Raw genomic sequence first — 16,983 nt, forward strand, 5'->3', positions numbered from 1 at the left:
GTCAGTCCCGGAGGGGGAGCACGTTCGTGTCGAGGGTGACGTCGAAGGGCGCGGGCAGCGTCAGCTCCTCGCCGTACTCCACGGAAGCGAGCACTCGGTTGGTGCCGTTGGCGGGCTCCCCGTAGAGGGTCGCCGTCGGGCGCCCTGAGTGCCAGGGCTCCAGCAGCAGGGAGAGGGGCACGCCCGCCTTCGCGTAGCCGTGCGCCTTCTTCACCCGGCGTCGGCCGCGACCAGACCCAGCGTCTGGTAGGTCCCACAGTCCTTGGGACCTGCTGGCCAGAGAATCTCGGTGACCAGTTCAGCGGCGTCGTTGTGCTCTTCGGAAGGCGGCGGTGCCAAGGTGACGATCCCCGCGATGATCTCCACCTTGCAGCCCTCGGGGGCGTCCGTTTCCTCCCAGAGGCGGACGGTCGCGTCCCAGTCCGAGCCGGCGGACGGCCCGGGCCCGACGGCGAGTGCGCTCATGGCGGTGATCCTCTCGCTCGTCACCGGGTCCAGCATGCCGAACGGGACCGGTGGCAGTCCACCGATCCCCTTCACCCGAACGAGGAAATGCCAGGTCAGGCGATACGTTCCAGCACGATCGGGCCCGCCGTGAAGTCCGTGCCGGCAGGCGCGATGTCGTAGGCGCCGGTCAGCGCCTCCAGCGCGTAGTCGAACCGCTCGGGCGTGTCCGTGTGCAACGTCATCAGGGTCTGGCCCGCGAAGACCGAGTCGCCGGGCTTGGCGTGCAGTTCGACGCCGGCGGCGGCCTGCACCGGGTCCTCCTTGCGGGAGCGGCCCGCGCCCAGGCGCCAGGCGGCGAGGCCGACGCCCATCGCGTCGAGGCGGGTCAGCACCCCGGACTCCGGCGCCGTGACGGCGTGCGTCTCGCGGGCCGTGGGCAGCGCCGCGTCCGGATCGCCGCCCTGCGCCGCGATCATCCGGCGCCACGCGTCCATCGCCGAGCCGTCGGCGAGGGCCTTCGCGGGGTCGGCGTGGTGCAGGCCCGCCGCGTCGAGCATCTCGCGGGCCAGGGCGAGGGTCAGCTCGACGACGTCGGCGGGGCCGCCGCCCGCCAGCACCTCGACGGATTCCCGGACCTCGAGCGCATTGCCCGCCGTCAGGCCCAGCGGGGTGTTCATGTCCGTCACCAGCGCGACGGTCGGCAGTCCGTGGTCCGCGCCCAACCCCACCATCGTGCGGGCGAGTTCACGCGCCTGGTCCAGCTCCCGCATGAAGGCACCGGTGCCCACCTTCACGTCCAGGACCAGGGAACCCGTCCCCTCCGCGATCTTCTTCGACATGATCGAGGAGGCGATCAGCGGGATGCAGTCGACGGTGGCCGTGACGTCGCGCAGCGCGTAGAGCTTCTTGTCGGCGGGGGCGAGACCGCTGCCGGGCGCGCAGATGACCGCGCCGACGTCCTCCAGCGTGCGCATCATCTCGTCGTTGGAGATGCTCGCGCGCCAGCCCGGGATCGACTCCAGCTTGTCGAGCGTGCCGCCGGTGTGGCCGAGGCCCCGGCCCGACAGCTGTGGCACCGCGGCGCCGCAGGCCGCGACGAGCGGGGCGAGCGGCAGCGTGATCTTGTCGCCGACGCCGCCCGTGGAGTGCTTGTCGGCGGCGGGCCGGGCCAGCACCGAGAAGTCCATCCGCTCACCGGAGTTGATCATCGCGGCCGTCCACCGGGCGATCTCCGCGCGGTCCATCCCGTTCAGGAAGATCGCCATGGCCAGCGCCGACATCTGCTCGTCGGCGACCTCGCCGCGGGTGTACGCGTCGACGACCCAGTCGATCTGCGCGTCGGTGAGACGGCCCCGGTCCCGCTTCGTACGGATGACGGAGATGACGTCCATGGCATTCCTTCCAGCTCCGGCTTGCGTGCGCCCGTTGACTCTACGCGCATAGATGCCGGACGTGAAGGCGTCCGGGTGATCCGGCGGCGGCCACCGGTCCGACACGGCCGAGGGCCGTTCCTCCCCGGGGAGGAACGGCCCTCGAGTCATCTGCGGAACAGGTCAGTTCACATGCTCCGGCCCGAACGCGTCGGGCAGCATCTCCCCCAGCGTCCGCACCCCCGACGGCGTCTCCAGGAGCAGTTCCCGGCCCCCGAACTCGTACAGGAGCTGACGGCACCGCCCGCACGGCATCAGGATCTCGCCCTTGCCGTCCACGCACGTGAAGTGGGTCAGGCGGCCGCCCCCGCCGGCCTGCAGCTGCGAGACCAGGCCGCACTCGGCGCACAGGCCGAGTCCGTACGAGGCGTTCTCGACATTGCAGCCGGTGACGGTACGGCCGTCGTCGACGAGGGCCGCGGCCCCGACCGGGAAGCCCGAATAGGGGGCGTACGCACGGGACATGGCCTCGCGCGCGGCCGCGCGCAGCCCCTCCCAGTCGGCGTCGGTCACGTGCCCTGCCCCTTCCGGTACGGCTGCCCGTCCGCCTTCGGCATGCGCAGGCGCTGGGCCGAGAGGGCGAGGACGATCATCGTCAGCACGTACGGCATGGCCGTGGCGACCTGGCTCGGGACCGAGTCGGTGGAGGCGTACCAGAAGAAGAGGAGGACGGAGACGGCGAGCGTGACGACGCCGCCGACGTACTTCTTCTTCCAGATCAGCCAGGCCACGGCGAGCAGCGCGAGGATCGCGACCAGCAGGAGCAGCGCGTGGGTGTTCTCGGTGCCGCCGCGGACCTTGAGGGTGTCGCTGTACCCGAACAGGCCGGCGCCCAGGGCGAGTCCGCCCGGCATCCAGTTGCCGAAGATCATCGCGGCGAGGCCGATGTAGCCGCGGCCGCCGGTCTGGCCCTCCAGGTAGTAGTTGGAGGAGACCATCGAGAGGAAGGCACCGCCGAGGCCGGCCAGACCGCCCGAGATGATCACGGCGATGTACTTGTACTTGTAGACGTTGACGCCGAGGGACTCGGCCGCGACCGGGTTCTCGCCGCAGGAGCGCAGCCGCAGACCGAAGCTGGTGCGCCACAGCACCCACCACGAGAACGGCACGAGCACGACCGCGATCAGGGTCAGCCAGGACACGCCCGTCATGACGCCGCCGAGCAGTCCGGCGATGTCGGAGATCAGGAAGTAGCCCTGCTTGTTGAGGTCGGAGAGCGCGTCCGCGAGGCCGGGGACGGTGAACTCGCCGAGGTTCGGGACCGCCGGGGACTGGCGGGAGGTGGCGCCCTCCATGCCGTCGTACATCAGGACGGAGAGGTAGCGCGTGGCGCCCAGGGCCAGGATGTTGATGGCCACGCCGGAGACGATGTGGTTGACGTTGAAGGTGACGGTGCAGACGGCGTGCACCAGGCCGCCGATCGCGCCGCCGATCAGGGCCGCGAGCACCCCGACCCAGGGGCCCCACTGGTAGCCGGCCCAGGCACCGAACCAGGTGCCGAGGATCAGCATGCCCTCGAGGCCGATGTTGACCACGCCGGCCCGCTCGGCCCACAGGCCGCCGAGACCGGCCAGGCCGATCGGGACGGCGAGCCGCAGGGCGGTGGACATCTGGCTGACCGAGGTCAGGCCGTTCGCGTCGGTGATCAGGCGGACCGCGGAGACCAGACAGAGCAGTCCGGCGACGGCCAGGAGCAGGACGGGGAGGCTGAGCTTGCGCCGGGCCGCGGGGGCGGCGGCCGGCTTGTCGAGAACGGGAGCCGTACTCATCAGGCGGCCACCTCCTGCTTCTTCTCGGTGGGGTCGGTGGTGCCGAGGACGTGGCCCGCGGCGAGTTCGGCGCCGACGCGCTGCTGCTGGCGGCGGGTGCCCCAGACGCGCACGGACTCGTAGGAGACGACCACGGCGATCACGATCAGGCCCTGCATGATCGTGGCGATCTCGGAGCTGTAGCCCTGAAGGTCGAGCGGGTCGGCCGCGTTGAAGAGCCAGGACAGCAGGAGCGAGGCGAGCGCCATGCCCGCCGGGCTGTTGCGGCCGAGCAGCGCCACCGTGATGGCGTTGAAGCCGAGCGAGGCCGGGAAGGAGTCGGAGAAGGTGTGCGTGGAGCCGAGCAGGGTCGGCAGACCCGCCATGCCGGCGATGGCGCCGGACAGGAGCATCGCGGTGAGCACCATCTTCTTGGCGGAGACACCGGACGCGGCGGCCGCGGTCTCGGAGGCGCCGGAGGCGCGCAGGTCGAAGCCGAAGCGGGTGCGGTTGAGCATCACCCAGTAGACGACGCCGAGGACGACGGCGACGACCACGAAGCCGTAGATCGTGCCCACCTGGTCGCCCATGTCGATGCCGGGGAACCAGCCGGCCTTGTCCATCTCGCCGGTGGTGCGGTTGTTGCCGACGGCGACGCCGAAGGCGTCCTCCAGGGTCAGGTACGAGATGACCGACGCCGCGATCGAGTTGAGCATGATCGTGGAGACGACCTCGCTGACGCCGCGGGTCACCTTGAGCAGACCGGCGATGCCGGACCAGATCGCACCGGCCAGGGCGGCCGAGAGGATGAGGATCGGGATCTGGAGGAAGGCCGGGAACGCGATGTGCGCGCCGACGATCGCGGCGACACAGGCGGCGAGCCGGTACTGGCCCTCGACACCGATGTTGAAGAGGTTCATGCGGAAGCCGACGGCGACCGCGAGCGCGCCGATGTAGAGGCCGGCCGCGTCATTGATGATCAGCACCTGGACGTCGGAGAACGTCGCCTGCTCGAACATGATGGAGAACGGCTCGACCGGGTTCTCGCCGGAGGCGAGCAGCACGATCGAGGTCAGTCCGAAGGCCACGACCAGGGCGATGACCGGTCCGGCCGCCGCGAGAAGGACCCGCTCGGAATCCCAGCGCTTGAGGATGTTCATGGTCAGGCACCGTCTTCCGTGTGCTCCAGGTGGCCCGAGGCGGCACCGGTCATGGCGGATCCCAGCTCTTCCGGGGTGATGGCGGCCGGGTCGGCGTCGGCGACCAGGCGGCCGTCGTAGATGACCCGGAGGGTGTCGGAGAGTCCGATCAGCTCGTCGAGGTCGGCCGAGATGAGCAGCACGGCCAGGCCCTCGCGGCGGGCCTCGCGGATCTGGTCCCAGATCTGCGCCTGCGCGCCGACGTCCACACCGCGGGTGGGGTGGGCGGCGATCAGGAACTTCGGGCTGTGCGACATCTCGCGGCCGACGATCAGCTTCTGCTGGTTGCCGCCGGACAGGGACGCGGCGGTGACGTCGATGCCGGGGGTGCGGACGTCGTACTCCTTGACGATCCGCTCGGTGTCGGCCTGCGCGGCCTTCGGGTCGAGCCAGAAGCCCCTGCTGTTCGGCTTCTCGGTGACGTGGCCGAGGATGCGGTTCTCCCACAGCGGGGCGTCGAGGAGCAGGCCGTGGCGGTGGCGGTCCTCGGGGATGTAGCCGACGCCGCCCTCGCGGCGTCTGCGGGTCGCGAGGCCGGTGATGTCCTCGCCGAGCATCCTGATCGCGCCGCTGTCCGCGTGCTCCAGGCCGATCAGGGCCTCGATCAGCTCGGTCTGGCCGTTGCCCTCGACGCCCGCGAGGCCAAGGACCTCACCGGCGTGGATGGTGAAGGTGATGCCGTCGAGGAGCGGCTTGCCGCCCCCGGGGGCGGCGAGCCGCAGGTCCTCGACCTCGATCACCGGACGGTCGGTGACCGTGGACTCGGCGGTCTCGGGCGTCGGCAGTTCGCTGCCGACCATCAGCTCGGCCAGCTGCTTCGAGGTCGTCTCCGCGGGTACGGCGGTGCCGACGGTGGTGCCGCGCCGGATGACGGTGATCTCGTCGGCGACGGACAGGACCTCGCCGAGCTTGTGCGAGATGAAGATGACGGCCAGGCCCTCGGCCTTGAGTCCCCGCAGGTTGTCGAAGAGCGCGTCGACCTCCTGCGGGACGAGCACGGCGGTCGGCTCGTCCAGGATCAGGGTGGTGGCGCCGCGGTACAGGACCTTGAGGATCTCCACCCGCTGGCGGTCGGCGACACCGAGGTCCTCGACCAGCACGTCCGGGCGGACACCGAGCCCGTACCGCTCGGATATCTCGAGGATCTTGCGGCGGGCCCTGCCGCCGATCCCGTACAGCTTCTCGCTGCCGAGGACGACGTTCTCCAGGACCGTGAGGTTGTCCGCGAGCATGAAGTGCTGGTGGACCATGCCGATGCCGCGGGCGATCGCGTCGGCGGGCGAGGAGTAGGAGACCTGCTCCCCGTGGATGGTGATGGTGCCCTCGTCCGGCTTCTGCATGCCGTAGAGGATCTTCATCAGCGTGGACTTGCCTGCCCCGTTCTCGCCGACCAGGGCGTGCACGGTGCCCTTGCGGACGGTGAGGCAGATGTCGTGGTTGGCGACGACGCCCGGGAACCGCTTGGTGATGCCTGTGAGTTCTACGGCGACGGCGGTCGGCGGGGAGCTTGACGTGGCGATGGCGCACTCTCCTGGGAAGGGGGGCCGCCTACACGCGTAGCGCCCCAACAGCGATGTGCGAGAAGTGAGTTCGAGTCCCAGCAGGATCCCACGGACGTGTTACGGGGAAGAAGCGTCCCTCGGTGGGAAAAACGTCCCCGCACCCGGTTCCCGACCGGTCGGCCCGGACCGCGTCGCACGCGCGGTCCGGGCGTCTCCGTCGCCTCTACGGCGTCACGGCTCGCGGTCCTACTTGGCGGCGACCTTGATGGTGCCGTCCACGATCCCCGCCTCGGCCTTCTTCAGCGCGGCCTGGAGCTTGCTGTCGTTCTTGAACTCCGGGTTGGAGTCGGCGAGCGAGACCTCGCCGGACTTCAGGTTGCCGGTGATGACACCGGTCTCCGGCTTGCCGTCCTTGACCGACTTGGCCAGCTTGAAGATCGACTCGGCGACGCCCTTGGTGGCGGAGGTGATGATCGCCTGCTTGTACTTCGCCAGCGGCTTCTGGCTGTACTGGTCGGAGTCGACACCGATCGCGTACTTCTTCGCGGTGGCAGCGGCCTCGATGACGCCCTGGCCGGAAAGGCCGGCGGCGTGGTAGACGACGTCGGCGCCGTCCTCCAGCTGCTTCTCGGCGGCGGCCTTGCCCAGGTCCGGCGAGGCGAAGCCCTTGGCCGGGTCCTCGTCGAGGAACTGGACGTCGACCTTGACGTTCTTCTTGGTGTCCTTGACGCCCTGCTCGAAGCCGGCGCGGAACTTGTTGATCAGCGCGTTGTCCACACCGCCGACGAAGCCGACGTGGTCGGTCTTGGTCTTCAGGGCGGCGGTGACGCCGGCGAGGTAGGAGACCTCGTTCTCCTGGAAGACCAGGTCCGCGACGTTCTTGGCGTCGACCGTCGCGTCGTCGACGATGCCGAAGGTGGTGTCCGGGTACTTGGCCGCGGCTTCCTTCACGGCGGGCGCGTAGGCGTAGCCGATGCCGACGACCGGGTTGTAGCCGGCCTTCGCCAGCTGCACCAGGCGCTGGGTCTTGTCGTCGTCGGACTCGCCGTCCTTCGGCTCCTGGTCCGCGACCTCGTAGCCGAACTCGGACTTGGCCTTCTGCAGGCCCTCGTAGGCGGCGTCGTTGAAGGACTGGTCGCCCTTGCCGCCGACGTCGTAGGCGATGGCGAGGCCCTTGTCCTTGCCGCCGTCGGACTGCTTGTCCGACGAGGTCCCGCCACAGGCGGCGAGTGCGAGGGCGAGAGAGGCGGTGGCGGTGCCTGCGACCGCTATGCGGGAAACCCGGCGCATGGGGAAGTGCTCCTTCGTACAAGCGCCGAAACGGAGGGGTCCGACGCTGAGTTCGCCGCAGAGTAACGCGCGTAGACAAAACATAAAACCCCTTCTGTCCATCTCGTTATCGGGGCGATGCAGGACCTTTGACACACGCTCGGGCGCCCTTCCCGAACGCAACAACGGGCGGGCCCGGAGAGGTTCCGTGCCCGCCCTTGGCGTTGTACGTATGACGTCCCCGACGGTGCGGCGACTGCGCGTCCGTGCGACGCCCGTCGGTCGCTACGGCTTCGTCGCCACCTTGATCGAGCCGTCGACGATGCCCTGCTTGGCCTTGGCGACCGCGTCGGCCAGGCCGTCGATCTTGGTGAACTCGGGGTTGGACTCGGCGGCGCCGACGCCGTCGACCTTGAGGTCGAAGGTCTGCGTGCCGGTCAGCGGCTTGTCGTCCTTGACCGACTTGGCCAGCGCGTAGACGGCGCCGCCGACCTCCTTGAGCGCGGAGGTGAGGATGTACTTCTTGTACTTGGCCAGCGACGCCTGCTTGTACTGGTCGGAGTCGACGCCGATGACCCACTTCTTCTGCTCGGCGACCGCCTTGATGACGCCCTGCCCGGAGAGACCGGCCGCGTGGTAGATCACGTCGGCGCCGTCCTCCAGCTGCTTGTCCGCGGCGGCCTCGCCGAGGTCGGGGCTGGCGAAGCCCTTGGCCGGGTCCTCGTCGAGGTACTGGACCTCGACCTCGACGCCCTTCTTGGTGTCCTTGACGCCCTGCTCGAAGCCGGCCTGGAACTTGTTGATCAGTTCGTTGTCGACACCGCCGACGAAACCGACGTGGTTGCTCTTGGTGGCCTTGGCGGCGGCGACACCGGCGAGGTACGACGACTCGTTCTCGGCGAAGACGAGGGAGGTGACGTTCTTGCCCGCGACGACCGAGTCGACGATGCCGAAGGTGGTCTTCGGGTACTTCTTCGCCGCCTTCTCCATCGCCGGGCCGTAGGCGTAGCCGATGCCGATCACCGGGTTGTAGCCGGCCTTCGCCAGCTGGACCAGGCGCTGGGCCTTGTCGTCGTCGGACTCGCCGTCCTTCGGCTCCTGGTCGGCCGTCTTGTAGCCGAACTCCTTCTGGGCCTTCTGCAGGCCCTCGTAGGCGGAGTCGTTGAACGACTGGTCACCCTTGCCGCCGACGTCGTACGCGATGGCCAGACCCAGGTCGCCCTTGCCGGACGAACCCCCCTTGTCGCTCTCACTGCTGGTGCCGCCGCAGGCGGTGGCGGCGAGCGCCAGGCCGGTGACGGCGACGGCGATACGCGTGACCCGCGATATTCGACGCATCAGGAAGTTCCCCTTCGTCCAACACGCCCTGTACGGCGCTCAGTTCGGCGCACGATAACGCGCGTAGACACGCCGAGGAACGCCCTTGGTGCCTGCCGTTACCGATTCGTGCCGCTGGTCGGTTACGCCCCGGTGAACCACTCCGGCGAAGGGGACCGAACGGGTCACCGGGGCTGACGCGGCACCGACCGGTCAGTCGCCCGGCACGACCTCGGCCGCGTCCAGCAGCGCGGTGGCCGTGAAGAGCTCCACGCCCACCCGGATCGCCGACTCGTCCGCGTCGAAGTCGCCCTGGTGCAGATCGCGCGACGTGCGGTCCCCCGGGGTCTTCACGCCCAGGCGCGCCATCGCGCCGGGCACGTGCTCCAGGTACCAGGAGAAGTCCTCGCCGCCCAGGCTCTGCTGGGTGTCCTCGACGGCGTCGGGGCCGAGCCGGGAGATCATCGCGTCCCGGAGGAGGTCGGTGACCGCGGGGTCGTTGACGACGGGCGGCACGCCGCGGATGTAGTTCACGACGGGCTTGGCCCGGTACAGCTCGGCGATCTCCTGGATGGCGCCGTGCACCAGGTCGGGCGCCTGCCGCCACGCGTCGAGGTCCAGGCAGCGGACGGTGCCGGAGAGCTCGGCGTGCTGCGGGATCACGTTGCACGCGTGGCCCGCCTCGATGCGGCCCCAGGTGACGGCGAGCCCGGAGCGGGCGTCGATCCGGCGGGCGACCAGCGCCGGGACCTCGGTGGCGACCTTGGCGGCGGCCGTGACGAGGTCGGTGGTCAGGTGCGGGCGGGCGGTGTGGCCGCCGGGCCCGTCGAGGGCGACCTCCAGGCGGTCGCAGGCGGAGGTGATGGCGCCGTGCCGCAGTCCGATCCGCCCGGCGTCCACCTTCGGGTCGCAGTGCACGCCGACGATCTTGCGTACGCCGTCGAGGACGCCGCACTCGATCGCGTCGGGGGCGCCGCCGGGCAGCACTTCCTCGGCGGGCTGGAAGATCAGCCGCACGGGGCGCGGGAGCCGGCCCTGCCGGTGCAGCTCGGCGAGGACGAGGCCCGCGCCGAGCACGACCGTGGTGTGCACGTCGTGGCCGCAGGCGTGCGCGCGGTCCGGGACGGTGGACCGGTACGCGCAGCCGGCCTTGGTGTCCGGGATGGGCAGCGCGTCGATGTCGGCGCGCAGCGCGAGCATGCCGGGCCCGCCGGTCCACTCGCCCGTCTCGGTACCGATGTCACAGATGAGGCCGGTACCGATCCCGAGCACGCGCGGCGCGAGCCCGGCCTTCTCCAGGCGGGTCTTGAGTGCGACGGTGGTACGGAACTCCTGATTGCCCAGCTCGGGGTGCATGTGCAAGTCGCGTCGGAAGGCGACGAGTTCCGCACGGAGCGCTTCGGGCAGGACACCGGGGAGCGCGTCGCCGGGGACGGCTTCCCCCGGCCGGTCGGCCTCGGACTCTCGGGACATCAACTGGTTCACCCTCTGAAGGGTAGGGCGATGCACGGGCCAACTAACCCTCGATCAACAAAAGTTCAGCCAGATTGACGTAAGAAATCTGGCGCTGGTGCGCATGTCGATCGCGCGGAGGGGGTAAGACAACTCTTTCGACCTGCGGGTTCCGGCACCGGCCGCCGCTGCGTCACGGCTGGTGCCGGTGGGGCGTCAGCGGGAGACGGGGCCGCGGCGCGGGGCGCGGACCGCGACGCCGGCCGCCACCGCGCAGGCGAGCGCCACGAGCCCCGCACTCACCAGGGGCACGGCCCGGTACCCGAGTCCCGCCCCGATCGCCCGGCCGCCGGCCCAGGGGCCGAGGGCGGCGCCGACGTTGAGGGCGGCCGTGGCGAGTCCGCCCGCGAGGGCGGGCGCGCCGCTCGCCGCGTACAGGGCCCGTGCGATCAGGGTCGAGCCGACGGCGAAGGCCAGGGCGCCCTGGACGAAGGCGAGGGCGAGGGCGGCCCCCGGGCTGCCCGCCGTCAGCGCCAGCAGGACCCAGCCCAGCAGCAGGGCCGCCCCGCCGCCGGCGAGCAGGGGCACCGGCCGGGTGTCCGCGAGCCGCCCGGCCGCGCTCACACCGGCGAACGCCCCGAGCCCGAACAGGGCGAGGAGCGCGGGCACCCGGTCCGCGCCGATGCCGGTCACCTCGGTGGCGAGGGGCGCGAGGTAGGTGAACGTGCAGAAGGTCGCCGCGTTCACCAGGGCGCCGAGGAACAGGACGGTGCGCAGCCGGGGGCCGCGCAGGGCCCGGAGCTCCGCGCGTACGTCCGGTCGCGCGCCGGTCGGCGCCTGTGCGGGCACCCAGCGCGCCACCGCCGCCAGCGCGGGCAGGCAGAGCGCCGCGACCGCCCAGAAAGCGGCCCGCCACCCGAGGAGTTGGCCGAGCCAGGCCCCGCCGGGCACACCGGCGACGCAGGCCAGGGTGGTGCCGCCGAGCAGGACCGAGGTGGCCCGCCCCTTGGCGTCGGGGGCGACCAGGGACGCGGCGGTGGTGAGGGCCACCGCGAGGAACCCGGCGTTGGCGAGCGCGGCCGCGCAGCGGGTGCCGAGCAGGACGCCGTAGCTGCCGGTCAGGGCTCCCGCCACATGGGCCAGCAGGAACACCGCGAGGAAGCAGGAGAGGGCCGCGCGCCGCGACCACCGCGCGGCGAGCACCGCGGCGAGGGGCGCGCCGACGATCATGCCGACGGCGAAGGCGGAGGTGAGGGATCCGGCGGCGGGGACGGAGACGCCCAGGTCATGGGCGAGGTCCGGGACGAGGCCGGACAGCATGAACTCGGAGGTTCCTTGCGCGAAGACGGCAAGGGCGAGCAGGTACAGCGGGAAGGGCACAGCGAACTCCGTGACCGTGCGAGAAGGAGAGAGGTCGCGGTACGGCAGTCCGGGCGATGGCAGGCGTCAGCGGAGACGGGACCGTCTCAACGCCGCGCGGAAGAAGGCCACCGGACGGCTGCCGGTGGCCGGAGTCTGTCGGACTCGGGGCTGCTCATGCAGGGCAGGGTAGGGGGCGCGGTCGAGGGAGGGCCAGCGGATTTCGCCCGGGCGGGACGGGCGTCGGCCCAGGCCGCCCGGCGAAGGTCCCCGGACCGCGACGCGACCGCCCGCCGACCGCGCCCGGAACTCACACGGTCCGCACCCCCCGCGCCGACCCGGCGATCCCCGCGAGAAATCCCTGCGCGTGGTCCGAGACTCCCTGGCTGAGCCAGGCGGGGTCGATCTCGCAGACCGCGACCTTCACCCCCGTGCCCTCCAGGGCGATCGGCAGGGTGTGCACGACCGTCGAGGGGAAGCTGAGGATCGTACGGCCTATGGGGCCGCGGCGGGCGATGAGTTCGAGCGGCAGGTCGGGGCGGACGACCTCCAGACCGGTCTCGGTGGCGAGCCGGTGGAGTTTGTCGGCGGCCTCACGGCGGTGGGCGAAGTAGCGGGTGGCGCCGTGGGCCGCGGCGAGTTCGCGGACCGCCTCCAGGTAGCGGTCGAGGTCGACGACCCCGGTCTCCACCAGGGACGTCCCGACCAGGTCGGCGCCGCGCGTCAGGCGGGGCGGGCCGAAGCGGGCGCGGGTCCAGGCGTAGTCGTTCGCCGTCACCGTCACCCCGTCGGGCACCTCGTCCACCGGCATGGAGGTGAACACGGACACGGTGCGCCGGCCGGGGCGCGGGGTGAGTCTTCGGCGGGCGGCGGCGGAGACGGGGCCGAAGACCAGGTCGCGGGGGCCGGGGCGGCCACCGCGCCGGTGCCAGCGCACGAGCTTCTCGCCGCGGGCCAGTTGGGAGATGAACTCCATCGTGGCCGTGCCGTCGTCCACGACGACCAGGTCGCGGGCGCGGGTGATCATCAGCAGTAGTTGCACGTAGCGGGAGAACGGGTCGCCGATCACTATCCGGTCGGCGCCGCGCAGCGCGCCGGCGAGACCGCCGACGGTCCGGAAGGGGGCTCCCGCGCCGCCGCGCGCCTCCTCCCAGCGCACCGAGTGGCCTTCCCCGCGGGCGAGTTCGGCCATGCGGCGCAGTTGGCCGCGGGTCATCGGGTCGGTGGGCGAGAGCACCACGACGGTCGCGGTGACCTGGTCGTGGTGCGCCCACTCCAGGACGTTGAGGAGCTGTACCGGGCTCTCGACGAAGCACAACGTACTGCCATTGCCAGACATGCGGCCCTCCCCGGGGACGCCGTGGCGGTCCGGCGCGCTCGACCGCGCCGGACCGCCGGGGAGTTGATGATCAGACGCCGACCGGCTCGCCGGCCGCGACGGCGATCTCCGACTCGGCGACGACGCCCGCGACCCGGCGCAGCTTCTTCATCGGGCCGAGCTCGGACTCGTAGACCTTCTTGACGCCGTCACCGAGGGACTGCTCGATGGTGCGGATGTCACGGACCAGGCGCTGCAGGCCCTGCGGCTCCACCGAGGCGGCCTGGTCGGAGCCCCACATGGCGCGGTCGAGGGTGATGTGGCGCTCGACGAACGTGGCGCCGAGGGCGACCGCGGCGAGCGTGGTCTGCAGGCCGGTCTCGTGGCCGGAGTAGCCGATCGGGACGTTCGGGTACTCGGCCTGGAGGGTGTTGATGACGCGGAGGTTGAGCTCCTCGGCCTGCGCCGGGTAGGTCGACGTGGCGTGGCACATCAGGATGTTGTCCGAGCCGAGCACCTCGACCGCGTGGCGGATCTGCTTCGGCGTCGACATGCCGGTGGAGAGGATGACGGTGCGGCCGGTGGCGCGCAGGGCGCGCAGCAGCTCGTCGTCGGTGAGCGAGGCGGAGGCGACCTTGTGGGCGGGGACGTCGAACTTCTCCAGGAAGGCGACGGCCTCGGTGTCCCACGGGGAGGCGAACCAGTCGATGCCGCGCTTCTTGCAGTGCTCGTCGATCTGGCGGTACTCGTCCTCGCCGAACTCGACGCGGTGGCGGTAGTCGATGTACGTCATCCGGCCCCAGGGGGTGTCCCGCTCGATGTCCCACTGGTCGCGCGGGGTGCAGATCTCGGGGGTGCGCTTCTGGAACTTGACGGCGTCGCAGCCGGCCTCGGCGGCGACGTCGATCAGCTTGAACGCGTTCTCCAGGTCACCGTTGTGGTTGATGCCGATCTCACCGGTGATGTAGACGGGGTGACCGGGGCCCGCGGTGCGCGAACCGAAGGTGCGGAGGCGGGAGTTGAGACCGAAGGGCGAGGACTGGGCGGACTGGGCAGACATGGGGAATACGTTCCTTACTTGTCGAGGGAGTCGAGAGAAGGGCCGAGGATCCAGCTGGCGATCTCTCGGATCGCGCCGTCGCCACCGGGGACGGTGGTGACCGCGCGTGCGGCGCCGCGCACGACGTCATGGGCGCTCGCGACCGCCACGGGCCAGCCGGCGACGGCGAAGCACGGGAGGTCGTTGACGTCGTTGCCGACGTAGAGCACGCGCTCCGGCGCGATGCCCTGCTCCTCGCACCACTGCTTCAGTGCGAGGTCCTTGCGGTCGATGCCGTGCAGGACCGGGATCTTGAGCTTCCGGGCCCGGGCGGCGACCACCGGGTTCTGTTCCGTGGACAGGATCAGCATCGACAGGCCGCTCCTGCGGAGGGCCGCGATGCCGAGACCGTCACCGCGGTGCACGGTGACGAACTCCCGTCCGTCGGAGTCGATCAGCACCTTGTCGTCGGTCTGGGTGCCGTCGAAGTCGAGGACGACCGCGTCGATGTCCTCCCGGGTGGGGAGGGCGCGCTGGTCGAAGAGGGGGGCCAGCGCGCGGGCGCGGGCCAGGTCGTGCGGGTCGTCGATCTCCAGGACCCGCGCGGGGTCGGTGCGGACGAGTTCCGTACGGCCGAAGAAGCGGTGCTCGTGGCGGCGGAAGCCGGTGGCCTCCATCGCGTAGACGGCGCCGGTCTCCAGGAGGTCCTGGGGGCGGTCCTGGCGGCGGGGCCGGAAGGACTTGTCGTGGTTGACGCCGTAGCCGCCGCCGGTCGCGGGCGCCTCGGTGAGGAGGGTGCCGGTGCCGCCCACGGACGCGGCCCGTTCGCCGGCGATCGCCCGCGGCTCATCGACAGCGTCCCATCCGTCCCGCCACACGAAGCCGTGGAAGGGGGCGACGGTCAGGGCGCTGTCGGCCCCGCCCTCGACGACGGCGGCGACCACCCCGTCGATGTCCTCGCGGACGATGAAGGGGCTGGTGCACTGCACGAGCAGCACCACGTCCACGGCAGCGCCCTGCAGCGCCTCGTGCGCGTCCATGGCGTGCAGCACGGCGGCCTCGGAGGTGGCCTTGTCGCCGGCGATCGCGGCGGGCCGGGTGACGACCTCCGCGCCGGCTTCCCGCGCGGCGGCCGCGATGGCCGCGTCGTCGGTGGAGACCACCACGTCCGTCACCTGCCGGGTGGCGAGGCACTCGCGCACGGCGCGGACCACCAGGGGCACGCCGCCGACCGGGGCGAGGTTCTTGGCCGGTACTCCCTTGGAGCCGCCGCGGGCGGGGATCACGGCGAGGACGCGGCGGACCGGGGCCGCCTGTCCCGCTTCCGGGTCGGTCATGTGGGGTTCTCCTTCGCGGAGTTCGGGGAGCTCGGGGAGTTCGGGGGATCGGCCGGCGCGCGGGGTCACAGCTCCCCCATCCGCCGGATCACGGGGGCGACGCGCTGCACGCCGTGCCGGTAGGCGCCACGGGCGGCCCGCCGGACGATCTGCCGGACGGCGCCGGGCTCCCGGTCGGCGGCGGGCGCCCCGGGCAGCGGGCTGCCGTCGGGCGCCAGGTGGTGGCGGGCCAGGATGCGCGGCAGATAGCCGGGGGCGGTGGTGCGGCTGTAGTACGGGGCGAGGGCCGGGCGGTCCCGGCAGAGCAGCGCGGCGACCCTGGCGCGGGCCCCGTCGAAGGCGCTCTCGTACGACCCGTCGGCGGCGACGCCCTGCCGGGCCACCCACGCGGGGTCCGGCGCGGGCAGCTCCCCGGCGTCCAGCCGGTCCCAGGAGAGCAGGCAGCCGGAGCCGGTGAAGTGGTGGTTGCCGAGCGCCTCGCGCACCCCGAGGTCGGTGAGCAGCGCGGTGGGGATGCGCCGGTGCAGTGCCTCCAGCGCGGCCGTGGAGCTGACCGTGACGAGCAGGTCCGTACGGTCGAGGACCTCGCCCATGTTCCCGTACACGAGACGGAAGTTGGGCGGCGGATCCAGCCGCTGGACGAGCTTTTGGTAGGGCACTTCCTCGATGTGCGTGGTGTGCTCGCCGGGCTTGCTGCGCAGCTTCAGGAGGACCTCGCGCTCCGGGTGCGAGCGGGCGTGCCGCACCAGTCGCTCCAGGAGGTACATCCGGTCGGCCGGGGTGTCCGGTACGGACGGCTGCGCGGCGAAGACCACCGTGTACGGGTCGTGCACGTCCTGGTAGGCGGCGCCGCCGAGGAACGGCAGCGCGCACTCGGTGACCGCCGAGGCGTCGGCGCCCACGCCCTCGTACACGGCGCGGAACCGCTCCGCGTCGTAGGCCGAGTTGGCGAGCACCACGTCCGCGCCGTGGCGCAGCAGCAGCCCGTCGGCGAGCTTCTCGTAGACGACGCCGACGTAGCCGGTGACGACGACGGGGCGCTCGGCCCGCCCCTGCCAGGCGTGGGCGAGTCCGTGCAGTACGGCCTGGACGGCGCCGCCGACGAGGGCGAGGACGACCACGTCGTACGATCCGGACTCCTGCCGGCCGGAGCGCTCCATCTCCCGCAGGAACTCGACCGCGGTGACCTCGCGGAGCGAGTCGGCGCTCACGCCGACCTCGGTGAGCTGGCGGGCGGTGGGGGTGGCACGGCCGCGCAGCAGGAATCCGTCGAGCGCGACGTTGTCGGAGGCGATGCGGGCCGCGGTGAGCGCGCCCCATTTCCATCGGGTGTCGGAGTCTGCGAGTACGGCGATCCGCCGTTGCTCGGCTGTACTTGCTGGCACGTCGAAGAAGTTAGGAAGGCATGGAGAGCCGCGGCCCAACCGGAGTGCAACAAACGGTTAACAGCATGCCGACGAATGGCGAATCAGCCCGGGAATTGCCTTTCGGAGGGGCCGGTTCACGGTCCCGCCACACGTCGTTCACCTGACATCAAGCCGCCGGTCAAGACGAATGCCGGGCCGC

General features: G+C 71.4%; 13 protein-coding genes and 1 pseudogene. All 14 read right to left on the bottom strand.

The window, feature by feature from the left end:
• Position 1: 1 nt before the first annotated feature.
• Positions 2-465, bottom strand: a pseudogene (locus tag ACQUQD_RS15700) (Uma2 family endonuclease).
• A 95-nt stretch (positions 466-560) separates the two neighbouring features.
• Positions 561-1,838: a thymidine phosphorylase gene (locus ACQUQD_RS15705; RefSeq protein ID WP_428952700.1), complete on the bottom strand. Its 1,278-nt coding sequence runs from the start codon at positions 1,836-1,838 to the stop codon at positions 561-563.
• Between the two features lie 162 nt (positions 1,839-2,000).
• Complete coding sequence (locus ACQUQD_RS15710) at positions 2,001-2,390, bottom strand: cytidine deaminase (RefSeq protein ID WP_428952701.1); 390 nt, start codon at positions 2,388-2,390, stop codon at positions 2,001-2,003.
• Entirely contained in the window at positions 2,387-3,646 is a 1,260-nt protein-coding gene (locus ACQUQD_RS15715; RefSeq protein ID WP_428952702.1) for an ABC transporter permease, read from the bottom strand. Before ACQUQD_RS15715 ends, ACQUQD_RS15710 begins: the two co-directional genes overlap by 4 nt.
• On the bottom strand, positions 3,646-4,785 hold the full coding sequence (locus tag ACQUQD_RS15720) for an ABC transporter permease (RefSeq protein WP_428952703.1): 1,140 nt from the start codon (positions 4,783-4,785) through the stop codon (positions 3,646-3,648). Before ACQUQD_RS15720 ends, ACQUQD_RS15715 begins: the two co-directional genes overlap by 1 nt.
• Before the next feature lie 2 nt (positions 4,786-4,787).
• On the bottom strand, positions 4,788-6,344 hold the full coding sequence (locus ACQUQD_RS15725) for an ABC transporter ATP-binding protein (protein WP_428957569.1): 1,557 nt from the start codon (positions 6,342-6,344) through the stop codon (positions 4,788-4,790).
• A 228-nt stretch (positions 6,345-6,572) separates the two neighbouring features.
• Positions 6,573-7,616, bottom strand: a complete 1,044-nt coding sequence (locus ACQUQD_RS15730) for a BMP family lipoprotein (protein WP_428952704.1) — start codon at positions 7,614-7,616, stop codon at positions 6,573-6,575.
• 264 nt (positions 7,617-7,880) lie between these two features.
• Positions 7,881-8,933 (bottom strand): BMP family lipoprotein, encoded by a 1,053-nt coding sequence (locus ACQUQD_RS15735; RefSeq protein WP_428952705.1) that lies wholly within the window; start codon positions 8,931-8,933, stop codon positions 7,881-7,883.
• Positions 8,934-9,125: 192 nt separating this feature from the next.
• A complete protein-coding gene (locus ACQUQD_RS15740; RefSeq protein WP_428952706.1) occupies positions 9,126-10,385 on the bottom strand; it encodes a M20 family metallopeptidase in 1,260 nt (419 codons plus the stop codon).
• Positions 10,386-10,580: 195 nt separating this feature from the next.
• Positions 10,581-11,744, bottom strand: coding sequence for a Cmx/CmrA family chloramphenicol efflux MFS transporter (locus ACQUQD_RS15745; protein ID WP_428952707.1), 1,164 nt, complete (start codon positions 11,742-11,744; stop codon positions 10,581-10,583).
• Between the two features lie 289 nt (positions 11,745-12,033).
• Positions 12,034-13,062, bottom strand: a complete 1,029-nt coding sequence (locus tag ACQUQD_RS15750) for a hypothetical protein (protein WP_428952708.1) — start codon at positions 13,060-13,062, stop codon at positions 12,034-12,036.
• 70 nt (positions 13,063-13,132) lie between these two features.
• A complete protein-coding gene (locus ACQUQD_RS15755; protein WP_428952709.1) occupies positions 13,133-14,101 on the bottom strand; it encodes an N-acetylneuraminate synthase family protein in 969 nt (322 codons plus the stop codon).
• 14 nt (positions 14,102-14,115) lie between these two features.
• Positions 14,116-15,417 carry a cytidylyltransferase domain-containing protein gene (locus ACQUQD_RS15760; RefSeq protein ID WP_428952710.1) on the bottom strand — a complete coding sequence of 434 codons (1,302 nt, stop codon included), beginning with the start codon at positions 15,415-15,417 and terminating at the stop codon, positions 14,116-14,118.
• A gap of 65 nt (positions 15,418-15,482) precedes the next feature.
• Positions 15,483-16,802 (bottom strand): DUF6716 putative glycosyltransferase, encoded by a 1,320-nt coding sequence (locus tag ACQUQD_RS15765; protein ID WP_428952711.1) that lies wholly within the window; start codon positions 16,800-16,802, stop codon positions 15,483-15,485.
• Between the last annotated feature and the right edge of the window lie 181 nt (positions 16,803-16,983).

It is taken from the genome of Streptomyces sp. cg35, assembly GCF_050410835.1.
Taxonomy (GTDB): domain Bacteria; phylum Actinomycetota; class Actinomycetes; order Streptomycetales; family Streptomycetaceae; genus Streptomyces.